This window comes from Streptomyces sp. NPDC001922 (assembly GCF_042891165.1).
Lineage (GTDB): Bacteria > Actinomycetota > Actinomycetes > Streptomycetales > Streptomycetaceae > Streptomyces.
This window is the reverse complement of the sequence record NZ_JBIASV010000023.1, coordinates 27779-52263: the sequence shown is the minus strand read 5'-3', so window position 1 is coordinate 52263 and position 24485 is coordinate 27779. Positions and strand designations below refer to the sequence as shown.

The window sequence follows — 24485 nt, the reverse complement described above, 5'->3', positions numbered from 1 at the left end:
TCGTGCGCGGTCTGCCGTCAGCTGGATCATCAGCTCGGCAGTCCGAAGGCCGCAATCATGGCGGTGCAGCACGGATGCCTCGTGCACGATCCCCCGTCTTTCCTCAGCCCAGCGCATCCCATCGGCTCGTGGCCGTGACCCTCGCCGCTCACACCTCTCCCGGCAGCACGACCGGCGTCGCAGAGGCCGGTCACCTGGCGCGCATGAGCAGGCTCGCGCGCCTCGATCTGATGGACGCTGTGGAGCTGCTCGTCGCCCGTCAGGCTCTCGGCTCGTGGAATCTCGACCCGTACACGGACGACCTCACTTGGATCACCGGCTCGCAGCGATCCCCGGCAGGTACAAAAAGCCGCCTGTAGCCGACCCGCGCCGGGTGCCAGGCCGCACCGCGGGGTTCACGTGGCTCATCGACTCGGCATGTGTACGGAGTCATGCGGGGATGGAGGCCACGGTCCGGTGTGGCTCTGTGCGGATGATGCTGCGGGGCTGGTGTCAGGTCGCAGGGGATCGGATCTGCTGGCGCCGAGCAGCATGTCGATAATGGCGCTGTTCTCTTGGTAGATCCTGCCCTCGACGCCACTGCGGTCGCGGGGAGGTTCATGGTCGTTCGTCTCCCTGCCGGCTCGTGGAAGTCGGCTCCAGTCGGGCTCGGAATCAGCAGCGCTGCGGTGTGCGGCATCGTCCATGGCGACGAGTGTGGCGCGGTAGCGATCATGGACCGTCGCGGCGATGGCGTGACCCCATGGGTCGTGGTCCCCGGCGTATTCGAGCGCCAGGCCAGCGTCGCGGGCGAGAGCGAGCAGGGTGTGGTCGACGGCGCTGAGGGTTCCCCTCGTGCAGGCGAGTGGTCTGGTGACGCCGCGTTCGAGTGCTTCGTCGATGAGGGAGACGTTCTCGACGACGAGCAGTCTTTGGCCGGCCTGGAGAGTCGGGGGGTGTGCGGTGAGGTCGTGCAGGGTGAGGTGGACGGGGCGCCGGTCCTTGTAGGCGAGGTTGAGCGCTCGGTCGCTGGGACCGTCGCCGGTGGCCTGGACGTTGAACAGCAGGACCGTCTGGGACAGGCGGTCGGCGACGATGCCGAGGCGGGCCAGGAGCCCGCGGTCGCCCGCCGGCGTGTCGGGCTGTTCTGCGTTCAGGAGGTCGCGGGCCAGAAGGACGAGTAGTGCGCCGCGGCCGTTGTCGTTGAGGTCGAAGTAATGGGGGTCGGCGGCGCAGTGATGGGCGAGGCGGGCCAGTGAGAGCCGTCTGGGCAGGGGCAGGACCGCGTGGGCGCGCGCCAGGGCGTCGATGAGGAAGCGCCGTTTCTCGAGGGTGTCTTCGCTGATGCCGTAGGAGCGCAGGCGCTCGTTGAGGAGTGGGGCATCGGGCAGGGCGTGCGCGGCATGTGAGTCGATTTCTGTGCGCAGGCGGCGGGCTGCTGTGCGCGTGCTGGCGGTGTCTGGGATCTGGAGGCCTGCGGCCTCGATGAGGTTGCGCAGGTCGTGGTGTGTGTGTCCGAGGGCGGTCAGGAGTCGGGGTACGGGGATCGTCGTGCCGCTGTCGCCGGTCCGTAGAGGACGGCGGCGTCCTTGAGGCGTGGTGTGGGCGAGCCAGCCGGCGATGCGTGCCCGGGCGGGCCGGGTGAGGGGGACGGTGACGGTCTTGATGGTCTCGGGGGCGTCTCCTTGGGCCAGGCGGTCGGCCAGGGACTGCCAAAGGGGCCGGATGTCGGGATCATGGAGGTCTGAGGGCATCAGGCGCTCCCTTCGGTCTCGGGCTGCTCGTGTGGTCGCGGTGCGGGGATGCTGGCGTGGATGCGGGTGGTGTGTGGTGTGCCTACGCCGGTCCAGATGCTCGGGATGGTGTAGCGGGCGGTGCGGGTCTTGTGGATGCGGTGGATACCGATGGACTGGGTCTCGGCGACGAGGAGCGGGCGCATGGAGGGCAGAGTGACGACGGCGTCGAAGTCCCAGATCCGCAGGAGTTCGAGGAGTTTGCGCAGGTTGCGTGAGTCGAGGGCGGCATCGAGTTCGTCGATGAAGACCATGTGCGGCCCCTGGTAGCCCTCGGTGGAGTAGAAGGCGTGTGCTGCCGCGAGTAGCGGCAGCATGGTGACCAGTCGCTTCTCTCCTCCGGAAAGGCTCGCGAGGGGGTTGTTGCGGGTGGTCAGCGTGCGAAAGACCTCGGCGTCGCTGGTGGGGTCGTCACGGAAATCGTTGTGGGTGAGTGCGATCTCCCAGGTAAACCAGTTGCGGTAGTTGAAGACGTGCTCTACGCGTTTGGCCCATGTGGGGTGGTTGGCTTCTTCGTTCTTCAGCTGCTCGATGAAGAAGTCGTACATGCGGTCGAAGTTGCCTGTGAGGTCGACTGCCTGGATGAGCTGGAGTGCTTCGGTGGCGATCGGGTCGTTCTTGGGCTGCCACTGGAGGCGGATTCCGACGTTGGCTACGCCTGTCCGGACGCCGTCGAGGGTTTTGGTGATGTCGTCGACGATGCTCTGGGCCGTGTCGATGCGGGTGTTGATGTCTCTGCGGAGTTCGGAGAAGACAACGCCCTTGACTTCGTTCTGCACCTGTTCGCTGAAGTCGTTTTCCAGCGTGGTGATGGTGTGGGTGAGGCCGGCCAGGATGGCGCTGAGCGGCTGCATGTGGGGTTGCGTGGCGCCGGCTTCGCTTGCGTGGCCGAGGTGGGTGACGGTGATCCGCCGCCAGGTGGTGCCGGGGATGTCCTCGGAGACGACGTGCCGGTTGATTTCCAGGAGTCGGCTGAGGTTGTGGCGAATGCGGCGGTCGAGTTGTGTTCTGGCTTCGCTCTCGGCTGTAGCTGCCTGTTCGCGGGTCGGCGCGAGGCCGAGGCCTCGTTGTTCCATGACGGCCCGGGCGATGTCGAGTGCCTCGCCGGGATGTTCGGGCCGGTGAAGGCTCTCGCTGTCTGCGAGTTCGGCGACCAGCCCGTGGTCGAACAGCGCCTGCAGTTGAGTCAGGGCCGCTGCTCGTCCTTCTGCCGCGGCCGCGACGCGCGCGGTACAGGCCACGGTCTCGTCGCCTCTGCGCGAATGGTCAAGGCGGGCCTGCTGATCGGCGTTCCGGCGTTCGGCAAGGCGGGTGCCAAGGTCGTTCTGTTCTTTCAGGCGTTGTTCGAGTTCGGCGGAGAGCTGCTGGTACGGACGCTCATGCTGGCGGACCTCCTCGTCATGGCGGTGGCGCGCATGGTCGGCGGCGCGTTGATCGTCGCTGGCACGTCGGCGAAGTCGTTCCGCCTGCTCTTTGGCGGCGGCGGCATTGCTGAGGCTGCCCGCAGCGGTCTGCGCGGTGAACTGCGCGCGCATGGCGGCGTCGCCCCAGCCGGAGAGGGAAGCAATGAGCGTCTGCAGGCGGCTGCGGTAGCGCCCCAGGGCTTCGGCTTCTACCGGGAGCTCGGCGACGCCATCGCGCGCTGTGGAGTGCAGGCGGGATACGGCTGTACTGAGCAGGCGTGTGCGGCGGCCGAGTGCTTCCTCGGCTGCGGTCGCTTCCTTCGCCGCCTCCTGGGCGCACCGGTGGGCCCGGCCGGCCGCTTCCTGGGCTGGGGCCAGGAGGTCGAGTTCGCCCGGGAGGTTCCTGCGGTCCTGTTCGGTTTCGTGTGCGGCTTGTCGTGCACGGCTGAGTGCGTGGTGTGCTTGGGCAGCCTCGACCCGAGTCCTGTCGGCGTACTCGTTGGCGGCGTGCAGGGTGCGAGTGGCTGCGATCGCGGACTTTGTGGCGACGGTCGTGGTGGTGAGGTGCCCGGCCAGCTCGGTGCACAGCGCCAGGGCGGCTTCCGCGGCCTGCTGGTTCATGGTGAGGCTCGCGTTGGTGCAGGCCTGCTGTGCGGTGCGAGAGGTGGACTGCCGGTGCTCCTCCACGACGGCGGCGGCGTGTGCCGCGTCGCCGGCGGCGGCGTTCTTGACCTCGGCTTCGAAGGCGGTGGTGGCGGCGGCTTCTTCAGCGCTGCGCCACGGTACCGGGTCGGGGGTGGCCTGCTCGCGATCGGCGGTGGTCAGGTCGCGCTTGAGGGTGTCGACAAGCGTACGGGTTGCGGCGAGTGCCGTTGTCGCGTGGTGACGTTTCTCGTTGAGGTCGGCGAGGAGCTGCTGGCGAGCGCGTTCGCGGGCTGCGGCACCGATGTGGCAGGCGTCCCAGGTGGCAGGGGACGCGGCGGCCAGGGGGCCGATGTATGCGGTGCCGTCCAGTCCGACGGCTGCCTGCCCGGGCAGCGGTTGTTCACCGGGCTGCAGGAGGCGGATTCCTGCCAGGATCCGTCGGACCAGTGCCGGGTCGAGGGGGGTGTGGGAGTCGGGCACCAAAACGTCGGCCAGGGACGGTCCTTGGTGCTCGGGGGTGAGGGTGAGGGTGATGTCACCGACTGCCATTTCGCCTGTGGGCGAGATCCAGGCGTCCAGGAGTCCGGCCGCGAGCAGGGCTCCTTCCAGCCGGCTGGCTTCGTCGGGCTGGAGGTGCTGGGCGAACTCGACGGCCTCCCACAGGGGCGTCCCGGCCCGGCCGTGCCGCGAGGCCCTCCAGTCCGGTGGGGTGGGAGGGGTGCCGACCTGACGGGCGTGGCGGATCTTCGCCTCGAGGTCTTCCAGGGATGCGCGGTCTGCGTCCAGGCGCAGTTCTGCTTCGGCAAGTCGGCCGGAGAGGGCCTCCACGGCGCTGCGGTGCGCTGTCGCGGTGTCCTGGGCGAGGTGGTGCGCCGCGTTGAGGTCAAGGGGGCCATCGGTAAAGTCCGGCAGGCGCAGGCCGGCCGGGTCGAGGATCTTCAGGTCGTGGGCCCATGCGTGAACATGGCGTGCCCAGGTGTGTGCTTCCTGGTCCGCGGTGCATCGTGCGTCGCGGGATGTCTCCTCCGCGGCGTCTGCGAGGGCTTGTGTCTTCTGGGCCTGGGCGTATGTGGCGGTAGCCCGATCCTGGGCGCGTGCGGCGTCGGTGAGGTCGCGGGCGGCTTGCCGAATCAGGAGCCGGCGGCGGCCGAGGTCGCTGTGGGCGGTCTCCTCCAGGGTGTCGAGGAGACATTCCTCCTGGTCACTGGGCTCCGTGTGAGTGGTGGACTTCGGGCGTGGGGGTGCGGGGCGGGTGACCTCGCGGGCGGCGTGTACGAGGTCGAGCAGGGAGCAGGGGGTGTCGGTCAACGCATCGGCTTTGTTGCTCAGCGCGTCTGCGATGGACGTGGCTTGCCTGACTGCTCCGGCCGCGAGTTCACTGGCTGTGGTGGCACGCGCGGACGCTTCGTCCGCAGCCTGGGATCGGGCATCCGCGCGTTCCTCGCAGGCTCTGACGTCGAGCTTCGCGAGGGCGTCGGCGGTCTGGTCGTTGACCCAGGCGCGGATGGCAGTCGGGTCGAGCGGGGTCGCGTCGCCCAGGTCGTCCGGGAGCGCCGGGAGTCGCTTGAGGTGGGTGCTGTAGCGCGACAGTGCGGTGCGGGTGGCCTCCTCGGCCTGTTCCAGCGCGTCGGTCGCATCCTGTGAGTGTGCTTCTGCTGTTTCGGCGTGCTGCCGCTTGTTCTCGTAGGTGTCTTGAGCGGCGCTCTGCTCGTTCTGCTCGTTGGTGAAGTGCTCCAGCGCTGCCTGAACACGTTCGGCCGCCTGGGACTGTGCCTGGCCCCATGCTGCTGCCTGTTCGCGGGCGGCTACGGTGGCGCCGTTGTCGGCAGGCTTCTGGTGCTGCTGGGTTTCGCTGAGGACGCTGGCCAGCAGCTCGTGAAACGCCGCGGCGCCCAGGTCCCCGGCGAGTCTGCCGAGGTCGTGTGTCGTCTTGGCCCAGGCCGCCAGGGCTTGGTCGGCTGTCTGCTGGTCGGCTGCGCTCTGTGCCTGGCGCTCTTGGTGGATGGCTTGTGCTTCGTCGGCGTGCTGCAGGCTGTCGGAGGCGCGCTTCTCGCAGTCCTGGGCGTGGCGGCTGAGGTCTGCGAGGCTCGTTCCGGGATGCTCGTTGAGCCGGTTCTCGAGGGTGCGGATTGTGCCGCGTAGTTGCTCTGCTCGGTCTTCGTCCTCCTGGAGGGCTGCGGCGGCCTCTTTCTGTCGCTGTTCTGCGAGGGTCTCTGCGTGGAGTGCCTGGTCGCGGGCGGTGACGGCGTCGGCGTGCAGGGTGTGGAGGTTTGCGTAGGTCGTAGCGGTCGTGGTGGCGGCAGCGGCGACGTAGCGGCGGTAGGCGGTTCGGACCTCGGACAGGATGCCGCGCTCGGTGTGTGCCGCTTGCAGGTGGCCCTGGAGCTGTTCGGCCTTGCTCAGAGCGTCGGCAAGGTTTTGGACGCGGCGGGTTTCGAGGGCGGGCAGTGCGGAGGTAAGGGTCTCCTCCATGATCCGGGGGCTGATCTTGTCTCCGGCCTGGACGCTGCGCAGGGCGCGCAGGACGGTGGCGAGGGCGTCGGTCTGGGTGCCGTCCAGCGGCTGGTACATCAGCTCGCGGACTGTCTCCGGATAGTCCTCTTCCTTGCGCAGCACAGAGGTGTGGTCCCGGCATTGCTGTTCCAGGCGGGGGGACGAGGTGAACAGCAGGCCGTCGAATGCCTCCAGCTGGGCGGCGAGGTCGGTGATGGTGACGGGCATGCCGTCCCGTTCGAGGATGAGCTGGGCGTGGACGCGGGCGGGGACAAGGAACCACGCCCGGTCCAGGGTGTTGCGCTGGCCTCCGCCGCTGTGCAGCCACAGACCGGCGGTGAGCCACCGCGTACGGGAGTGCGGGCCGTCGGGGTCGGTTCGTCCGTACTCCTGCCACCAGGTGCCGCTCTTGGGCGGTCCTGGCCTGCCTAGCGTGTGGATGGCGGTCAGCGTTCCGGCGGCCTCTGCCGCGGCCGAGAGGTTCTTGGCGGTGACGTTGCCATCGATGAAGGTCGGGAACAGGACGGCGCTGGTCAGGGACTTCCCGGAGCCGTTCATGCCGACCATGGCGAGGCTGCCGCCTGCGTAGGCGAACTGCTCGTTGGTCCAGAGCCAGGAGTTGACCGCTCCGGCCCGGGTGGGCTGCCAGCGCCCGCGTGCGGTGGGGTGCGGGTCGAGGGTCGGTACATCGGTGAAGGCTCCGGCCGCGTCGGCGAGGAGGCGGTGGCGGGGGGTGTCATTCATCTCGGCTGGATCCCTCGTGAGCTTCGGTAGCCGGGTGCGGGCGGGGCGCGTCGGTGATGCTGAGTCGCCAGAGGTGGATGGCGGGGGTGGGCTGCCAGCCGGTGCCGGGCGGCGGGTCGGCGGTGCACGCGCCGATGGAGAGCAGGTGGTGTACCGCGGCGGTGGCGAGGGTTCTGGCCTTGCCTGTGCCCTGGTAGTTGCGGGCCCACCACGGTCGCTGTCTGAGGTGCTCGGCGAGTACGTCGGTGGTCCAGTGGAGGCCGAACCAGGCCATGGGGTCGTCCCGGCCTGTCAGGGCCTCGAGCAGGAGCAGGGCTGCTTGCTGCTCGACGGTGCGGCTGCGGGGGAAGGTGAGGTCCGTGGTGTGTCCGGCCGGGTCGGTGATCATCCACCAGTCCTGGCGGACCGTGCAGGCCAGGCCGGCGGCTGCGGCGACGTTCAGGGCCTGCTCGCGGCCGCTCCACGAGGAGAGGTAGGCGCCTGGCCCGGTGGCGGGGTCGGGCGCGATCCCGGGGTTGTCCAGGACGGCGCGCAGTGCCGTGTGGCGGTGGTGGCGTGCCGTGTCGACGGGGAGTGCGTCCTCGGGCGGGGGTGCCTGGTCTGGGCAGAGGGCGGCGATGTGGCTGTCGGGGGCGTCCAGGTCGATCGGGAGGAGTGAGGGTGCTGGGCAGGCGATCAGCAGGGCGAGGCGTTCGCGGCGTGCGGTGATGGTCAGGTCTGCGTCGATGTCCTGTTCGAGGACGTTCAGGGGCTGGTCGGAGGTGAGGAAGTGCCAGGAATCCAGGAGGCGCAGGGCGTCGATGAATGCCATGCGGTGTGCGGCGGCGGTGGCCTGCTTCTGTCCTGCGGTGGCGACCGGCTGGAATCGGGGAAGTCGGCCTGTTGAGGCTTCGGTGCCGCATGCCTGGATGACGGCGCGCTGGAGGTGGTTGAAGGTGGTCTGGGTGGCGCGCCACATCTGCTCGCAGATCAGCGCGGTCAGGATCTGTACGAGAGGAGAGACGGGGGTGCGGGCGGACGGCTTGCTGCGGTGCAGGAGGGGGACGCGGCCGGCGGGTGGGTCGTAGTGGCGTTTGTAGAGGCGGCCGATGCCTGCCGGGCGTTCGATGTGGAAGCGCCAGCCGGGGTTTTCGCTGAACCAGCGGGTGATCTCGTGTCGGTGGTGGCAGGCCAGGCGGAACTGTTCGGGGTCGTCCTCCTCTGCCAGGATCTGGTGGCCCAGCAGTCTTGCCACGACCGGCTCTGCTTCGGGGCTGAGCGGTGGCTGGTCGCCGGTTGGGGCGGGGGGTGTGGTGGTCATGCCGCTTCCTCTCCTTCTCGCGGCGGGGTGCATCGAATGCGGATGAGGAAGTCGGGGGCGATCAGCTCTCCTTCTTGCAGCACGACGCTCACCGCGTGACCTGGCGTGCCGATCCACAGGGTCAGTTCGGCCCCGACCGTGGCGGCTGTCCCCGTGCCTGTTGTGTCGTCGAAGCTGTTGAGGGCTTCCTCGATCAGGTCCACGAGGACTTCGGCGTGCGCGGTGTCCAGTCCGGTGAAGTGGGTCAGCGGGACCACTCCGGGCGTGGCCAGCGCTCTGGCAATCGATTCCGTGCGGGCGATCTCGGCTTCGTTGGCGGCTTCTGCCGCTCGCCGCTGCTCGGTGAGGTCGGCGACCTTGCGGGGTGCGCCGGTGGAACGCGCACCGCGGTCATGGGGCCGCAGGACCAGCTTGATGGTGCGGCTGCCTGCGCTGCGGGTGGTGTGCAGTGGGGCGAGGGACTCTTCGACGGTCTCCACGGGATGGCGGGCGGGCCAGATCCCGAAGGCCGCGGCGAACACCTGCTGGGTGCGGGCCTCGGTGGGCTGGGCGTGCAGCATCCGGGCGATCTGGCGGAAGTCCTCGCCGACGTCGCTGCCCCGGGCACTGGCGTAGAAGCGTCGGTCGATGGCTCCCAGCAGGGCGTGGATGGCGTCCGCCGCCGCGTTGACCAGGCGCTCGATCGAGCCGTGGGGTACGAACCATGCCTCGAGGTCGGCCAGGTCCCGTTCCCGGTCGGCCGTCCACGCTTGTCGTTCGGCCGGGTCGAGGATGCCGGCACCGGCGATCGCGCGGTGGACGACGTTCTTGGTGCCGACCTCGGCCAGTGCGCCGAAGGCCGCCCTGACCTGGTGGAGGGACTGTTCGGTGCGGCGTGCGAAGTGCTGCAGGGCCAGGAGAATGTGGCGGCGGCTGGTGATGAACACCGCGTCGTCGGTGACGTCCCCTTGTGCGAGGGAGCCGACCGCGCTGTAGAAGTCTCCGCCTGCCTCCTGGAGCTGCTCCAGGTGTGCGCGGACCTGGTCCAGGGTGGGGTCTAGCATTTCGGCGTCTTCGTGGTACTGCTGCAGCAGGACCTGAAGGGTCTGCTCGACGGCGTCGAGCAGACGCGGTGGAAGCCGCAAGGACCGGTGCAGACGGCGGGCGATGTCCCGGATGCCGGCCACGACCACCCGGCCCTGCCGCGTGAGCGCCCACGCCTCACGGCGCCGGCGTCCGTCACTGAGGCTCTCGACGGCCGCGGTATGGTCGACGCTCGGCGTGACGTATCCGTGGGCCTTGAGGACCTCGAGGACTTCGACGAGGTCTTCGTTGCCGGCCGCGTTCTCGTAGCCCACCTCAACCAGCAGCTTCCTGATGTCGGACAGCGTCCACATCGGGCCGCGGCTGCTCGCCACCAGCAGAGCGGCGAGTACGGCGCCGGTCAGTCGCTGCTTCCCAGCCTGTCTGTCGTCGGTGAAGACGTCGAACAGGCCGGTCTCCACAACGCTCCACCAGTCCTCAGCCACGTGCGCTGGCCCTCCCCTTTCAACACGCCCTGCTGCGAGTGCCGTTCGGCGCGGCCCGCGCCCTGGACAGGGGCGAGCAGCCCCGTCCGGCGGTCCGGACGCGACGACTTCAACGACGGTAGAGGAAGGGTCTGACAATCCAACTTAATAGAATACATAAGCGACATTTAGCACATGCGTGCGGACGCAGGGACAGGCCGGCCTTACCGGCCAAGGCCAAGGCCGGTCTGCGACGTTCACAGCGGGGCCAGTGCAACGACCAGGAGCAACCCCAGGCGCGGTCCATCGCGATATGCCGCTTGCGACTGTTGGCTGCTGACCGCTGTCGCAGTCGCGCAAGACGGCGGGGACCGAAGCCGGCCAGCCTCACCGACCGCGTGTCGACGACCGCCGTGGCCGGCTCCGCCCCCCTCCCGCTGGCCCACCTTGCAGCGCAACCGGTAGTGGGTCTCGGCTAGTTGGCCCCCCTGCCGACAGAGAAGGAAGGCGGCCCCGGCCCGCGGGGATGCCATGCCCGCTGGCACCGGCCGTCAGAAGATCCTCCCTCGACCAGGATGCGTGCCCGGGCAACGCTCCTCCGAGCAGGCAGTACCGGCGCCTTCGCTCTGCCCCACGGCACGGTGCGGAAGCCGCTCGTGGACAACGGCTCCCGCACCGTGCCGTGGGCGGTAGAGGCCGGACGGCCGGATACCGGCCCTGCCCACCCCGCACTTGCGGGCGGGGCGGTCCGGCGGTCAGCCCGCGAACCGCCGAATGGGCGCGGCCCAGGAAGGTTCCGGCGCCGCCCACCACGCGCCCGCTTCTTCAGAGGCGCCGGCTGGGAGCGCTGCTCCCCGGAGTTGCTCCGGTTCGATGCCCAGGGCGGTCAGTGCGGTGATCTGCAGCGAGGTCAACTGTGCGGCGCCGCTGCGGTGCTTGGTGATCCAGCGGTTGAGGAGGACCTCGTCGCCGTGGAGGTTCTCCCGGTGTCCGGCAGGGACCTGGAGGTGGCCTTCGCGTCTGTGGAACTGGCGGGCGGCTTTCAGCCCGCGGTGGAAGGCACGGGTCCTGGGGTGGGAGGCCGGCAGGAGCAGCATGCTGTGGGGGTGTGTGCTGGGGTGCTGGGCTGCGAGGTCGCTCAGGAGTCGGAGCTGCTGGGGGTGCAGGTCGTGTTGGCGTGCGATCTGGTGGTCCAGCCAGGTGGCCGGGGTTTGGCCGGATACGGGTGTGGGCGTGGCTGTCTGGTGAGCGGCTTGGAGGCAGACGTGGGTGTAGTCGTGCTGCCATTCGGTGCCCCAGGGCGGGTTCCACCAGGGGTCGACGGCTTTGAGGGCTTCACTGCGCGCGGAGTGCATGCGGCCGCTGTCGGCGAGGGCGCGCTGGCGGTGGAGCCAGCGGTACATGGGACCGTCGCTGGTGCTGGGGGCGGTGGTGACGGTGAGGGTGCCGTGGGTGTCGGCGAAGGCGATGGCCTGGGTGAGGCGGCTTTCGAAGCTGCGCGGGGGGTGGGGCCAGGATATGTGCAGGGTTTCCAGGGCGAGGGCCCGGTCGGGGGCGAGGTCGCCTTTGGCGTAGAGGGAGCGCTGCTGTCCGATCCACAGGCCGAGGGGGTAGTTGAAGGGGTCTGTGTATTCGCTGGGAACGTTGAGGTGGTGGTGGCGCTCGTAGTAGCCGACGGCGGCTGCCCAGCCGGTTGCCCATACGCGGGTGTCGACCTCGTGGGCGCGCAGGCCGGTGAGCGGTGCGATCTCGGCGGCGCGCTCGGGTGCCGGGGGGAGGGGGTCTGCGGCTGTGTCGCGGTCGGGGTCGCCGAATCGGCGCCAGAGTTGGGAGTCGTGTTCGCGCAGTCCGTTGAGGACCTCCCAGAGGATTCTGTACGCGGACGATTCGAGGGCCTTCTCGGTGGTCTGGCGGCGGCCGACGTAGATGGGGATGATCAGGAGGGCGACCTTGCCGGCGCCTGGGGGCTGGCGCAGGGCGCGGCCGAGGGCCTGGATGATGTCGGAGGGGCTGCGTTTGGGGTCGGCGAACAGGATGGCGTCGGCGTCGGGTACGTCGACGCCTTCTCCCAGGACCCGGACGTTGGACAGGACGGCGCCATCGACGGCGCCGGGGATTCTGGTGCTGTTGGTGAGCAGGGGGATGTTTTCGAACTCGGCCAGGCGGTGGGCGCGTTCGCTGGTGGGCTGGCTGCTGTGGAGGGGGTAGGTCCACAGTTTGCGGATTCCGGTGCTGCGGGTGGTCGCGGCGACGGTGTCGGGGAGGGTCCGGCTGAACTGGTGGGCGTTGACGATGCGGCTGTGGAAGGTTATGACGCGGCGCGCTTTGTGGGTGGCCATGGCGCGCAGGAGGCTGACCTGGAGTGCGGACAGGCGCAGTCCGTCGATGTGCCGTGTGACCCCTGGGGTCTGGAGTACTGCGCGTAGTTCCTCGTCGTTGATGACGGGGACGACGATGCGGTAGTCGGCGAGGATGCCGCGGTCGATGGCGTCGGCCAGGCCCAGGCGGTAGACGACGGGTCCGTAGATGGTGGGGTCGTCCATGGATGCGAGGGGCTCGGGTGCCTTTTGCGGGCCGGTGGTCTTCCGGCGGCTCTTCGTGGGGTCGGGGAGCGCCCAGGTGCGGGGGGTGGCGGTCATGTAGAGGCGCCGCCGGGCGGGGATGGCGGCGTTGTCGTGGACGGCGGCCCATTGTTTGCCGCTGTTGCCGCTGCTGCGGTGGGCTTCGTCGATGATCACGATGGACCAGCGCGGCAGGCGGTGCTTCTTGTGGGCGCGTGTGAGCGCGGGCAGGGAGGAGTAGGTGGCGAAGACGACGGTGGGTCCGCAGTTTTGGGCGATGAGCTCGGCGATGCGGCGGGGCGCGGTCGTCAGGGGGAGGCGGACGGTGCCGGCCTGTGCGGGGGTGAGGGAGCAGACGCCGAGCATGTTCTCGACCACGCTGTCCCGGGCCCAGTGAGCTGCGGTCTGGCTGATCAGGTTCAGCGAGGGGACGACCACGAGAATGTTGCCGTCGTTTGCGAAGTGTTCGCCTACGCGCATGGCGGTGAGTGTCTTGCCGCTGCCGGTGGCCGAGATGACGGTGACGCGGGACATGTGGGCGAGGCTGCGGGCAGCGGCTCTGAACGCGTCGCGCTGGTGGTCCCGCAGCTGGATGGCAGGGTGTGTCATGGGGCTGCGGGCCTTCGGTCGGGGCGGCTGTGCGGGGCAGTGCACCGGGGGTGTGGTGCAGAGCACTGCCCTGGCACCATCGACTTTGCGTCAGCTAAGTAGTCTGTTCCAAGTCATCGCGCCTCGTCGTTGCCGAGATCACAGTCCGGTACGCGGGGGCGAAAGGGTCGGGAGCGCGGGCTTGGAGGGGTGCGGTGCGGGAGCACGTGCGGGCTCTGCCGCTGCGGTCGCGCTTCGTGGCCGGGGAGTCGACCGGTTCCTACGTGACCCGGCTCGCCTCGCGCAACGGGCTGACGGTCGGCCGGTTGCTGGACAGTGTCGGTGAAGGACTGTCGGCGGCGGAGGTCGATCCGCGGTACACGGAGCTGTATGTGAACCGGGCGGCCCGGGAGCGTCTGGCCGCGCTGGCCGGGCGTCCTGTCGAGGAGCTGGTCCGGGCGCTTCCCAGCCTCGGCGAGGAGTATCTGCTGTCCGACGGGAAGTCGGGGCAGCCGTTGTGGAGGTGGCCGTGGGAGCCGCGTGGCGGGTATCTGGTGCGGGGGTGCGCGCTGTGTGCTGCCGCGCGGGATGCCGGTGATTCCGTGTGGCTGATCAGTCCGGACACATGGCAGATATGCATTCACCACGGTCGCTTTACGGATAATTCGCGCGACGACCGGGAGCTGTTCATCGACCTGTCTCGCGGACCGCACGTGCTGGAGGCGGAGCGCCGCCGCGTGGAGCTCGTCCGGACCCTCGGGCCGGCGGGGCGGGCTCTGGTGGCGGACGCGTTCGGTGTTCTCGCGCACGAGTTCCGACGAGCACCGCGGCTGGGCACGTCCCGTACGACGCCGCTGGAGCTGCTGCCGTCCGTGATGAGGATCGCCTCCGTGATGGTCTCGGCCGAACGCTGGCGGCTGGCGGGGCGACTGTCGTCCCCGGAGTTTGAGCAGTGGCTGCAGCAGGCGGCATCCGGGCTCGGTCATGGCTCCGGTTGGGGCCTGAGGGCTTGGAGGGCGCAGCACCCCGCTCTCGGCGCACCGGTTCCACGTCCTCAGCGTGGCACCTATCTGCCCCTGGCCGCACCGCACGAGCAGGTCGGCGGCATGCAGTCGGTCGACGAGCTCTCCTGCGTGCCCTGGAAGGTCCTGGCTGATGTGGAACGTCCCTATGGATAGCAAGAGGGGTCCCGGTGCCCACAGACCGGGGAAGCACTGCAGCCTCACGTTGAACGAGCAGGAATGCCTGCCCACAGACATCGACGTGCGGGTGCACTACCGCAGTGCGGCAGGCCGCACGCTGGTGCACGAGCCCGGTCTGCTGCGCGATATACCGCTGGAGGAGCGTGCACCGCTGTCCGAGCCGCATGCCTACCGGGGGCGGCGGTCCATCCTGACCGACTGGTTCTGTGCGACGAACGGGGTGACCGTGTGGTGTTCCAGCACGGTCCAGATGGACGCGGCGATGCTTCTCGACTTCGATGCGGACATCGCCTGCTTCCAGTCCGGAGTCGCCGAACTGCACTGGCAGCACGAAGGACGGCAGGGGACGGTACGGCCAGCGTTCTTCGCGCGCACGCACGACGGCCGGCGGTTCGTCATCCCGCACCGCCTGGCGGCCCGGGCGGCCGAACTGGAGGAACGGGTGCTGCGTCATGCGGCGGCCGCGGCCGGATGGCAGATCCGTCCCCTTCAGGTACCTGAAGGCGTACTGCACTCCTCGCTTCGGAGCATGGCGCACTTCCGCGGTGCCGAGTTCGCCCCGGGGACGCAAGCCCGGCAGGTGCTGCTGGACGTCTTCGCCGTGCCGCGCCCGCTGCAGAAGGGTGCCGCCGTCTCGGGCCTGGGGCTGCCGGCAGCCGGTCACATCTGGCATCTGCTGTGGACGGGCACGCTGGACTTCGACCGGACGCTGCCGTTGCTCCCGACCTCACGAATATGGGCAGTCCCGGTAACGACCACTCCTGGGAGGACAACGGATGACGCCGGTTGGACCGCTGGCCGCGGCGGCGCAGCAGAGCGGGCTGCCGCTGGGTGCCCGGGTGCGGTGGCAGGGCGGAACGTACCGTGTGGTGGCACTGCAGGGCGCCGAGGTGCAGCTGGGCTGTCTGGACGAGCAGGGGCATGACGTCCGCGCCCTGGTGGCGGCGGTGGTCGGCGCTGAGGACTACGCCCTCCTGGACGATGACGGCCAGGTGCAGGATGCGGTGAGGGTGGCGGACACCAGCGGCCTGTCGTTGCTGTCGCAGGCCGAGCGAGCGGCGGTGCGGGACTGGGAACGGCATCTGCGGGAGATCGACGAGGGCGTGCCACCGGATGCCGCGGAGGGTACGGTGCCGCGCCCCAACTACGATCCGGCACGGTTCACGGTCCGCCAGCGCATCGCCGCCAAGGCCGCCGAACTGAAAGCACTGGGGTTCAAGAGCTCCTCGGTCAGCACGATCGAGCGCCGCCGACGCGCCTATCAGGCACGGGGCGTGTTCGGCCTGGTCCGCGAAGTCGGGACCGGCTCGCCGTGGGGGCGCACGGACGAGCGGGTGGTACGGCTGCTGCTGGCGGAAGTGGAAGCGGGGCGGGACGAGTCCGACGGGCACGGCACTCGCCTGTACGAGCGGCTGCAGGCCGCTGTGGAGCGGGAGCATCCCGACGAGTACGACCGGCTGATGATCTCTCGCGCCACCTTCTACCGGCTGCTGGAGCGGCTGGGCATTGCGGTGGACTCTCTGCGGTGGCCGACCCAGCGGCGGATGGACGCGGCCAACGGGGCCACTGCCCCGTACACGCCGACGTGGGCGCTCCGGCTGGGCGAGCAGGTCCAGATCGACTCCACCGGTCTGGACATCATCGCGGTCGGTGACGACGGCCGGCCGGTGCAGGTCGAGCTGACCGCGGCGATCGATGTGGCGTCGCGGTCGATCATCGGCGCGATGATCGTGCCGAAGGTTCCCGGCCGCGGCCCGCGGGGCCGTCGGCTGGGCGGGCGCGGCACCCGGTCCTTCGACGCGGTGCTGATGCTGGCGCAGGCTCTGGCGCCGATGCCCGGCCGGCCCGGCTGGTCGCCGTCGGCCCTGGCGGAGCGGTCCGAGATGCCCTATGCGGACCTGGTGGCCTGCGATCCGCGCATGGCCGGCGCCGCGGCCCGGCCGGTGATCCGGCCCCGGATGATCGTCGTCGACCACGGCAAGATCTTCAACAGTGAGCACTTCGACGACGTGTGCCGCATGCTCGGCATCAACGTGCGCCCGGCCCGGACGCGTACCGCCACCGACAAGGCCGTCATCGAGAGCACCTTCGGCGCGGTGAAGAAGCGTTTCTCGCAGTACGTCGCCGGATACACCGGTTCGGATCTCGCCCGGCGCGGCAAGCACGTCGCCGAGGGTTCGCTGTGGAGTCTGAACGAGCTGCAGGACCTGCTCGATGAGTGGATCGCCCTGGACTGGCAGCAGACTGCGCACGACGGACTGCGCAGCCCCTTCCTGCCTGGGATCACGGTCAGCCCGAACCGGATGTACGCGACGCTGGTGGCCGCCGAGGGCCACGTGCCGCTGCCGCTCACTGCCCGTGAGAACCGCAAGCTGCTGCCGTTCAAGCGGCTGAAGGTGACCGACAAGGGCGTCACCATCGACAACCGCACCTACAACAGCGAAGCCCTGCAGGAGTACAGGAACCGGCACAGCCAGATCCCCGGGCAGGGCATGCGGTGGCAGATCCGCTACAGCCCCTACGCCCCCAGGTTCGTGTGGCTCTACGACCACACCACCGACGACTGGGTGGAAGCCGAGTTCATCCACCAGCGCCTGATCAGCGACGCCTGGACCCAGTGGACCTGGGAACAGGCCACACTGCGGGTGCTGGAGGACGGCGGCCACAGGGACGACCAACGGCGCATCGCACGCGAGGTGTCCGCGCTGCGCGAGCGCGCCCGGCGCGGCCCCGACCCGCAGGCCAAGCAGGTGCCGCAGCTGTTCACCGGCCCCGTGCTGGACCTGGATGTCGACGTCCCCGATCCCTACGAAGGGGTGCCCGACCCCGACCCGGCAACAGTCGTGCGGGCACCGTCGCTGGCCATGGACGCCGAACACATCCTGGCGGCCGGAGACACCACTCCCCCACCGCGCACGGCTGCCCCGGATCAGTCGCTGCCGGCTGTACCGGACGCCCCCGAGAGCATCGACGACGACGGTCATGAGGATGAGCAGATCTCCTGGTCCCGTCCGTCCGGCGCGGACTCGCTCAGCCTGCGCGGCAACGCGGCCGACATCTTCGCCTTCGGCTACGACCGACCTGCCACCCCGCCCCTACCCAACGACCCCATACCCCACGGCAGCGCGTCCGACGACGACGCAGCAAACGGAGAAGGCCTGTGAGCCGAGAAGAACTGATCCGGACTTTCAGCCCGGAGGTCGCCCATGCCGTGACCCGGCCCATCGAGGCCCCACTGCTGACCACTCGGGAGGGCTGGGACGCCGCTGCCTCACGCACGCTCCAAGCGCCCGACCTCGCGGACTGCGCTCCCAAGGGCACCCGGGTCGGGCCCCGCGACCCGCGGCTGATGTACCACGGCGAGATGCTGCCGGTCATCACCCCGGCGCTGCGCCGCGGTCTGCTCGACGCTCGGCGCCAGCTGCGCAAGAACCGCTTCAGCAGCGTCGGCCGCAGCACCAACATGATCATCGACGGGGACCGCGGCACCGGCAAGACCACCCTGCTCGTCCAGATCGGCCGCGGCTTCCAGGGACTGATCGAGGCCGACCTGGGCTCGGACGCCAACCGCATCCCGGTCATCTACCTCAGCGTCCCGCCCGAACGGGAGACCAACCTGCACTGGTCGCTGCCCTTCGCCGAGTTCCTCGGCCTCAACCACACCCTCAACCCCACCGATCGCACCCGCCGGCCGGCCGACATGACCGAGCCCGTCGCCCACGTCATGGCCCACGCCCGCACCCAGCTGGTCCTCGTCGACGGCGTGGACCGCATCCAGGACAACGAGATCACCGGCGCCTTCGACTACTTCGAAGCCCTGCAGGACCGCACCCGCGCGACGTTCGTCTTCTGCGGCACCGGCGCCCGCGAGATCGTGCACGACGCCCGCAACGGCAAGCGGCGCAAAACCCTGCCCCCGGGAATCAAGGGCAAGACCTACCTCAGCGACCTTCCGGTGCTGTGGGCCGGCGCCATCCCCTACGGCGACGACTGGCACAGCTGCGTCCAGGGCTTCGAAGAAGACCTGCGCCTCCACGACCACCAGCCCGGAACCCTGGTCAAGCTCTCCCGCTACCTCCACAAGCGCACCGGCGGCTACATCGACTCCCTCAACGACCTCATCTGCCAGGCCGCCCAGGAAGCCATCGAAACCGCGCACCTGACCGGCACAGAAGCGATCACCCGCGATCTCCTCGACGACATCCGCATCGGCCGCGGCGACAACCGCTGAGCAACCGGCAGGCCACGAGGGAAGCCAGCGGTACGAAGGGGCTTCGCGATCAGCTGACCCCGACGGTGTGCGCGCTGGGCGCTGCGTCCGATAGAAACATGGCATGTGGTGGAAGCGGACGCGGTCGGCCGTCCTAGCAGTATCCGGTGTGGTGGTGCTCGGTGGAGTGGTGGCTCTTGTTTTCACTCCGCTGACGGTGCGTCTGGCGCGATGGGTGACGAGCGACGACTGGTCTTTGCTCGATGGTCCCGGCCGGGCGGCGGCTGTGGGCCAGTTTCGTCTCGCCGTCGTCCAGGTGGTCGCCGCGGTTGGGGCCGGGATCGCCCTGACCTATACCGCTCGTACGTTCCGGCTGTCTCGGCGGGGCCAGGTCACCGACCGCTTCACGAAAGCCTTGGAACGGTTGAGTTCCGGCGAGCCCTATGTGCGTCTTGGAGGTGTCCTGGCGATGGAGCAGATCGTGCAGGATGCGCCAGATCAGGGCGACGCTGCGGCACGGGTACTCAACGCATTCGTCCGCAAGGAGGCACCGCCTGCCGCGACGACGACACTGGCGACAGCGCAGTTGGCGAAGAAGCCGGACGCGCAGGTCCAAGAAGCGCTGCGCGCGCTCACCGCGGCGCGCCCACGACGTGGTGGCAGTGGTATGCGGGTGGACCTGGCCGGCCTGCATCTGCGGAAGGTGCAACTGGCCGGCGCGTACCTGAACGGGGCCCGGCTGGAGGGGGTCAGGCTCAGTGAAGCGAACCTGCGCGGTGCGAGGTTCAGAGACGCCAACCTCAAAGGGGCTGATCTCACGAAAACCGATCTCACCGACGCCGATCTGAAAGGCGCCGACCTCACTTGTGCCGACCTGTCCTCCGCGTTGGGCCTGACGGCCGCTCAGGTGCTTCAGGCCGGCAGCTTGATCGGCTGCGTGCTGCCGGATGCAGTTGCCGCGAACAGTGCAGTCGCCGCACGCCTCTCTCCGAGTGAGTGACGGGCCCTTGGGCCGCGGGGTTCGTGCTGTGGTGGCGGGGCGTGCGCCGCAGGGAAGCGGTCAGGCTTCCAGGGCCCAGTCCGCGATGGGCTCCGGCAGGCGGTCCAGTACTTGGGTACGGGTCGTCAATTCGCGCAGGTTCTGCCAGAAACGGCGCCTGATCATCTGGGGTGTCGTGCCGTGGAGCACGGCCAGCCGCTGTTCGAGCGGGGCAACAACTCCTGGACGGGCCGCGCCGGTGGCACGTCTGCTGGCGGGAAAGTCGGTCTCGGGCAAAAGGCGTTGCAGAGGGAAGGCCGCGAGTGTCTCGTCCGGCATGGCGGCGTTGACGGAGAAGTAGGCACCCAGGCTGATGGCATGCTGCCGCTCTTCGGGAGTACCGAGGAACCAGTGCAGGATGATCCCCGGATGCGGGTGGCTGGTGAGCAGGTCCATCAAAGCAGCGGTACGTCCGCTGCTGTGCAGCGAGAGGAGGACCGGTTCATCGCGGGCGGCGGTAAAGATCTGGGTGAGGACGGACCGCTGCAGTTCGAGGCTGCCGCGGCGATCGAGCCCGACTTCTCCGATGAAGCAGGTCCGCTGCAGTGTGGTGCGGAACTGGTGTGGGTTGAAGTCTTTGAGGGCGGCGGGCACCGCCGGGTGCACGCCAGTGCCCCAGACCAGGGTGGGGTCGCGGCGTCGCAGGGCGTGGTCGGTCTCGGCCGGGGTGCGCGACACCGCAAAGACAACGGCTCCGTTCAAGGCGCTGATCTGGGAGTCAGTCACGTCAGGGGCGATGTGGGCGTGACAGTCCAGCGCGGGCAGTTCGTTAGGGAAGAGGGACACGGCTCAGTTCCTGAATGCCTCGCTGGCACAAATCCACGATGGCATCAATGTCGGCTTCGGGAGGCAGATTGCCTACGGCGAGGATATCGATTTCGTCGATGCCGTTGAGGTAGGCCTGCTGGACATCCAGGACGTCTCTCCGGCGGCGCTTGAGCAGCAATTCCCGTGAGGGGCCCGCCAGATGGTCGACGAGGTAGACGGTGGGGTCGTGGCGGGGGCCGACGGTAAAGGATCCGCGACGCACAAAGCAGGCCACGCACAGCCCACAGTTGAGGTTGGCGTTGCCGCCCTTGTAGCGGCCTCCGTCGAGTTTTCCGCACGAGACAGTCGCGGCGGCAGCGGCAAGGAGCGCGTCTCCGGCGCGGTTGTGGGCCCGTTCCAGGAGCTCTCCCTTGGTGCAGTGGAGATAGGGGTTGCCGATGGTGACGGGGATAGCTGTGGCGGCCAGAAGGGCATTGAGGCGGCTGAAGGTGCCTGGGTGGGTGGACCGGGTGGTCAGGGCACCGCCACGTGCGGTGGCCAGTGGCGGGTTAATGCTGGTGAATCCGTTCTCGGGCACGGTCACCTGCGGGCTCGACGCGGTGGCCGCCGTGGCAGTTGCAAGCGCGGCAAACAGCAAGCTGCGGCTCCGTGAGGTGGATTCAGCGGGAGTACCGTTGGGGCGGATCTTGATGCTGTGGTGGCGCAGGGGGGAGGAGACGCGGCCTTGCAGCCAGGAGTTGGCCATGTTCTGCGCGCTCCGTACTGCGGTACTGCCGTCGTAGTGGCTGAGATAGATCCGCTCGGTGCCGTCCTGCAAGTGATCGGCAGCTCCGCACAGCGAGTCAAGCCCGCCGCTGAGGAGCATGACGTCATCGGCGGGCACGAGGGGGGCGCGCGTACGGGCAGTCACGGTGGCGGGCACGGCGCGCAGGTGCCATACGTCACCGGTCAGCCAGTGCAGGAGCTCTTCGGTCAGCTCACCGGGTGCACTGTTCCAGGGTTCGGGATTGACGGTGTGGACGGCGAGTTCGAATGTCCTTACGAACGTGGTGGGGCGGGGGGTTCTGCGATCGGCGAGGTAGGCCGCAGCAGCGATGCGCACCAGGTCGGAGGCCTCCACGGGGACGGCGCCGATCAGGTCGAGGTCCCATCCAAGATCGCCGGCCACTTCCGGCGTGGGACTGTGGGCAGCGGTGCGGGCCCAACGCAGGGCCGTGGCGGAGGGTTCGTGCTGCTGGGCGTCGTGGGGCAACACTTCGAGAGCAGTTGTCATGAGCGTCGTGCGCGGAGCATGCGCAGTGCCTCCCCGGTCACCTTGGCCGCTGTTGCGGTGAACTCTTGTACGGTCATGCGGCGCGTGTCGGGGACATCGATGTTCTTGAGGCGGCGCTCAAGCCAGGAGCGGACCCATCGTTGTTTGCTGATCGCTTCCTGCGCCGTCAGGTCTCCTTGTGCCTTTTGTGATCCGAGTTCGACCAGCGAGAGTTCGTAGATCCATTCAGTGACGAGTCCGCGCAGACCGTCTTGTTGCGCGGGTGGATCAGGATCGACGAGCACGGCCTTAACGTACCTGGTAGCGGCCTTGCGCAGGGCCGCCTCATCGGGGTGGCCCGCGTCACCGAGCACCGTCTGCAGGATGCGCGAGACCTGCGCGAGCGGGCGCAGGCTGCGCAGTTCGGCGAGGTCCAGGCCGAGTTCTCGCAGTCGGGCCGCGTCCCCGTTTCGCAATGCGTAGGCGCCGGCCAGAGCAGCGGCGCCGCGGGAGGATCCCTTGATGACCTGGCGTCTTGAACCGGCACCAGCTCTTCCGACGAGGTTGCGGGTGCCTCCCCCTCCGCCGCCGCCCCCGTTGCCGCCGCGTCGGGGAGAGGCCAACAGCCCGGAGAGCGCGTACGGGTTGGCCGGTGGCCTCCCGCGGTCGGCGTCGTCTTTCTGTAGAGCGGTGGACAGCGCGCTGAGCACGCTGTCGAGGAGCTGCTCCTGACCGTCCGGGAGGTCGGGCGGAGCTTGGGAGCCACTGCCGGAGGACACAGAGGCGGGCAGGGCGTCGAACGCTTCGTGGGCGTGCTTCCAGTCCGCGTTGCCGCTCCCTCCGTAGGAACCGGAAGTGCCCATCAGTTACTGCCTGCGGTCGTGATCCGTGCATTTTCCTGCGTCGCCGGCTCGATGTCGGTGGCCTCGGCCAGCTGCGGAATCAGCGCCTGCAGTTCCTCGACGCCGCTGCTGTCCATGTCGACGACGGCTCCGGGCATGAGGTATTTGCGGATCTCCCACAGCCCCTGCGCGACGGCTGACCGCAGTTCGGGGGTGTGGATTGCGATATGCACCAGTGACTCGGCCAGCGGATCGGTGTCCGACTCGCGGCGGGCGCGCTGAACCAGGGCGTCGACGACAGCCTGCTGGTCGGTGACCAGCGCGGTCACGATCTCGGCCTGGGCGTCACGCCGGTGTGGTTCAGAGGCGCTCGCCAAGTCACTGACCCAGGTGAGCTGCTGCTGTGTCAGGGACGCGGCGGCGGTGAGACTGACCAGCGATGCGGCCAGACTCAGGTACGGGCCGATCGGCGCGGTGGTGAGATCGGGATCCGATGCGGCCCATTCTCTGCTGTCCTCGGTGACCTCAGCGGGCTTGTCCTTCTCCTCGTCCCGACCCCAGGCCTGCCAGCGTTCCAACAGCTCGGCCCGCTGGGCTTCCTGTAGACGGACGAGTGTCTCGAAGTCCTTGCCGTGGCTGTCCTCCAGCAGCATGAGCTTGGCGATCACCGAGGCGTCGATGTTGATGCCGTGCCGCTCAGCGATGCGGGTGCGCAGCGCGAATGCGTTCAAAAACCGCTTGATACTGCGAGGGCTTCCCGTACGGTGCGCGGCCAGGCCTGCGGCAAAGCGGCTGGCCAGTGCCAGAGTGTCGGCGTCGGGCACCCACGGCAGGTCCTGCATGTCGGCCAGAACTGGTGAGCGTCCCTGCGCGCGACGCTGCTGGGCGTGCGTAACCAGCCGCTCATAGTCCCCCTCCTGTTCGCACCGGCGCTGTGAAAGCAGGAGAGCGATGAAGGCGCCCGCCTCGTCCGTACTGATACGCGGCAAAGACAGCGGCAGTTGAACAATCTTCTCCACGTAGCGGAGTGCGAACTGCTCGCCGCGGCCCGTAGCGTCAAGACTGACAGCAATGGACTCGCGCACCATCTCCTGATCGGCCGCTAGGACGAACGCCACCTTCTTGACGGACAGGAACAGCTTGATGGCCTCCAACGTGGCCATCACGGCGTCCGGCAGGCACCGGTCTAGATCGTCCACCAAGACAACGAGGCGCTGGAGAGGTTCCACGTCCTGAAGCAGCTTGGCGAACTCGCTGCGGAATCCCGCCAGGCTCTTGGCGTCATGCCTCGGCTGCGGCGTGAAGGCTTTGACGAGGTCTTCGGTCTGCGCCACGAGCTGACCGCGAGCCATACTGGCCGCAACACGTGACCAGCTGATCCGTTCCAGGAGACCCTTCGCAGCATCCTCGAGACCCGCGTCCGGGTAGGCCGTCAGCAGGTCCTGCAGGACTTCACCGATGACAGCGCCACGCACGTCGAACTGGTCGTCGAACTCCCACGGATCGAGACGGATGACGCGATATCCGGGTTCCTGGTCCAAAACCTGATGCAAGAGGCCGAGGACGGTGGATTTCCCTCCACCCCAGGGGGCGTTGATACCGATCGTCACGGGGTCCAGAGACGGCGACCGCAAGGCGGCCACGACAGTGTCGACGATCGAAGCGAATCCCAGAAGATCCACCGTCGTCGGGTTGTCATCCCACAGCTGCAGTTCACTCATCAGGTGCCCCCCGGCAGGCCGATCCACACGCTCGCCGTTTCACCCCACCGACGGATTCCCGTCTCCACACCGCTTACCAGCGGACGAAACGGCGCTACAGCAGCAGCGAGCACAGGTGATCAGGCACACATCGAAGAGTCCCATGCCAAACCAGCAGCATCACCCTCCAATCAAAACCATACATACCACGGCGCCGACGCGAGCTCGGAAAGCGACACGCCAGCAAGCACGCCGGCGGCAACCACATCAAGATCGAACGTGACCGGCCACTGCAGCCTGTTCGACCCGCTGAGACCACTTCCGGCGGGGAGCCAGGGAGCGAGGCCCCGGGGCCGGAGGCGCCTACGCGCAGAGGTGTCCGCTGCTGGCCGCGCTGGCCAGCCGTGATATCACGGCCGCTCCCCCATCAGCACAACTACGGCAGCCCACGCCGGGGGCACGCTCAGCATCCCGCCACA

At 68.8% G+C, this 24485-nt stretch carries 15 protein-coding genes; 6 read left to right on the top strand and 9 right to left on the bottom strand.

The genetic code is table 11. The features are described 5' to 3' along the window. Positions 1-134: 134 nt before the first annotated feature. The gene (locus ACFYYR_RS31420; RefSeq protein WP_388861220.1) at positions 135-359 is read left to right on the top strand and encodes a hypothetical protein; all 225 of its coding nucleotides are present in this window, start codon (positions 135-137) and stop codon (positions 357-359) included. Between the two features lie 45 nt (positions 360-404). Here ACFYYR_RS31420 and ACFYYR_RS31415 read toward each other — a convergent pair whose 3' ends face one another. The 5 genes from ACFYYR_RS31415 to ACFYYR_RS31395 form a co-directional block, all read right to left on the bottom strand. Next, complete coding sequence (locus ACFYYR_RS31415) at positions 405-1733, bottom strand: DUF2399 domain-containing protein (RefSeq protein WP_388861217.1); 1329 nt, start codon at positions 1731-1733, stop codon at positions 405-407. Further along, positions 1733-7057: an SbcC/MukB-like Walker B domain-containing protein gene (locus ACFYYR_RS31410; RefSeq protein ID WP_388861214.1), complete on the bottom strand. Its 5325-nt coding sequence runs from the start codon at positions 7055-7057 to the stop codon at positions 1733-1735. The genes ACFYYR_RS31415 and ACFYYR_RS31410 overlap by 1 nt, the downstream gene beginning before the upstream one ends. Continuing rightward, on the bottom strand, positions 7050-8357 hold the full coding sequence (locus tag ACFYYR_RS31405; protein WP_388861211.1) for a DUF2398 family protein: 1308 nt from the start codon (positions 8355-8357) through the stop codon (positions 7050-7052). The genes ACFYYR_RS31410 and ACFYYR_RS31405 overlap by 8 nt, the downstream gene beginning before the upstream one ends. After that, a complete protein-coding gene (locus tag ACFYYR_RS31400) occupies positions 8354-9865 on the bottom strand; it encodes a DUF2397 family protein (RefSeq protein ID WP_376215182.1) in 1512 nt (503 codons plus the stop codon). The genes ACFYYR_RS31405 and ACFYYR_RS31400 overlap by 4 nt, the downstream gene beginning before the upstream one ends. A 734-nt stretch (positions 9866-10599) precedes the next feature. Then, the gene (locus tag ACFYYR_RS31395) at positions 10600-13014 is read right to left on the bottom strand and encodes a Helicase associated domain protein (protein WP_388861208.1); all 2415 of its coding nucleotides are present in this window, start codon (positions 13012-13014) and stop codon (positions 10600-10602) included. 194 nt (positions 13015-13208) lie between these two features. Between ACFYYR_RS31395 and ACFYYR_RS31390 the strand changes: the two genes are divergently transcribed. The 5 genes from ACFYYR_RS31390 (at position 13209) to ACFYYR_RS31370 (ending at position 19405) form a co-directional block, all read left to right on the top strand. Further along, positions 13209-14171, top strand: a complete 963-nt coding sequence (locus ACFYYR_RS31390) for a TniQ family protein (RefSeq protein WP_388861205.1) — start codon at positions 13209-13211, stop codon at positions 14169-14171. A gap of 49 nt (positions 14172-14220) precedes the next feature. Then, entirely contained in the window at positions 14221-15120 is a 900-nt protein-coding gene (locus ACFYYR_RS31385; protein WP_351510449.1) for a hypothetical protein, read from the top strand. Continuing rightward, positions 15035-17359, top strand: coding sequence for a Mu transposase C-terminal domain-containing protein (locus ACFYYR_RS31380; RefSeq protein ID WP_388861239.1), 2325 nt, complete (start codon positions 15035-15037; stop codon positions 17357-17359). Before ACFYYR_RS31385 ends, ACFYYR_RS31380 begins: the two co-directional genes overlap by 86 nt. Next, positions 17356-18426 carry an AAA family ATPase gene (locus ACFYYR_RS31375; RefSeq protein ID WP_351510451.1) on the top strand — a complete coding sequence of 357 codons (1071 nt, stop codon included), beginning with the start codon at positions 17356-17358 and terminating at the stop codon, positions 18424-18426. The genes ACFYYR_RS31380 and ACFYYR_RS31375 overlap by 4 nt, the downstream gene beginning before the upstream one ends. A 148-nt stretch (positions 18427-18574) precedes the next feature. Further along, a complete protein-coding gene (locus ACFYYR_RS31370; RefSeq protein ID WP_388861201.1) occupies positions 18575-19405 on the top strand; it encodes a pentapeptide repeat-containing protein in 831 nt (276 codons plus the stop codon). 60 nt (positions 19406-19465) lie between these two features. Here the strand turns inward: ACFYYR_RS31370 and ACFYYR_RS31365 are convergent, their stop codons facing one another. Genes ACFYYR_RS31365 through ACFYYR_RS31350 form a run of 4 tightly spaced genes read right to left on the bottom strand, consistent with a single transcriptional unit; the run spans position 19466 to position 24027 of the window. Continuing rightward, positions 19466-20230 (bottom strand): TatD family hydrolase, encoded by a 765-nt coding sequence (locus ACFYYR_RS31365; RefSeq protein WP_351510455.1) that lies wholly within the window; start codon positions 20228-20230, stop codon positions 19466-19468. Further along, a complete protein-coding gene (locus tag ACFYYR_RS31360; protein ID WP_351510457.1) occupies positions 20214-21485 on the bottom strand; it encodes a hypothetical protein in 1272 nt (423 codons plus the stop codon). The genes ACFYYR_RS31365 and ACFYYR_RS31360 overlap by 17 nt, the downstream gene beginning before the upstream one ends. Next, positions 21482-22327 carry a hypothetical protein gene (locus ACFYYR_RS31355; protein ID WP_351510459.1) on the bottom strand — a complete coding sequence of 282 codons (846 nt, stop codon included), beginning with the start codon at positions 22325-22327 and terminating at the stop codon, positions 21482-21484. The genes ACFYYR_RS31360 and ACFYYR_RS31355 overlap by 4 nt, the downstream gene beginning before the upstream one ends. Continuing rightward, on the bottom strand, positions 22327-24027 hold the full coding sequence (locus ACFYYR_RS31350; RefSeq protein WP_351510461.1) for a P-loop NTPase fold protein: 1701 nt from the start codon (positions 24025-24027) through the stop codon (positions 22327-22329). Before ACFYYR_RS31350 ends, ACFYYR_RS31355 begins: the two co-directional genes overlap by 1 nt. Positions 24028-24485 lie beyond the last annotated feature (458 nt).

Excerpts from the sequence above, each read along its gene's own strand:
- ACFYYR_RS31410 (WP_388861214.1), bottom strand. The coding sequence starts at position 7,057 with ATGAATGACACCCCCCGCCACCGCCTCCTCGCCGACGCGGCCGGAGCC.
- ACFYYR_RS31355 (WP_351510459.1), bottom strand. The coding sequence starts at position 22,327 with ATGGGCACTTCCGGTTCCTACGGAGGGAGCGGCAACGCGGACTGGAAG.
- ACFYYR_RS31405 (WP_388861211.1), bottom strand. The coding sequence starts at position 8,357 with ATGACCACCACACCCCCCGCCCCAACCGGCGACCAGCCACCGCTCAGC.
- ACFYYR_RS31395 (WP_388861208.1), bottom strand. The coding sequence starts at position 13,014 with ATGACACACCCTGCCATCCAGCTGCGGGACCACCAGCGCGACGCGTTC.
- ACFYYR_RS31360 (WP_351510457.1), bottom strand. The coding sequence starts at position 21,485 with ATGACAACTGCTCTCGAAGTGTTGCCCCACGACGCCCAGCAGCACGAA.
- ACFYYR_RS31350 (WP_351510461.1), bottom strand. The coding sequence starts at position 24,027 with ATGAGTGAACTGCAGCTGTGGGATGACAACCCGACGACGGTGGATCTT.
- ACFYYR_RS31415 (WP_388861217.1), bottom strand. The coding sequence starts at position 1,733 with ATGCCCTCAGACCTCCATGATCCCGACATCCGGCCCCTTTGGCAGTCC.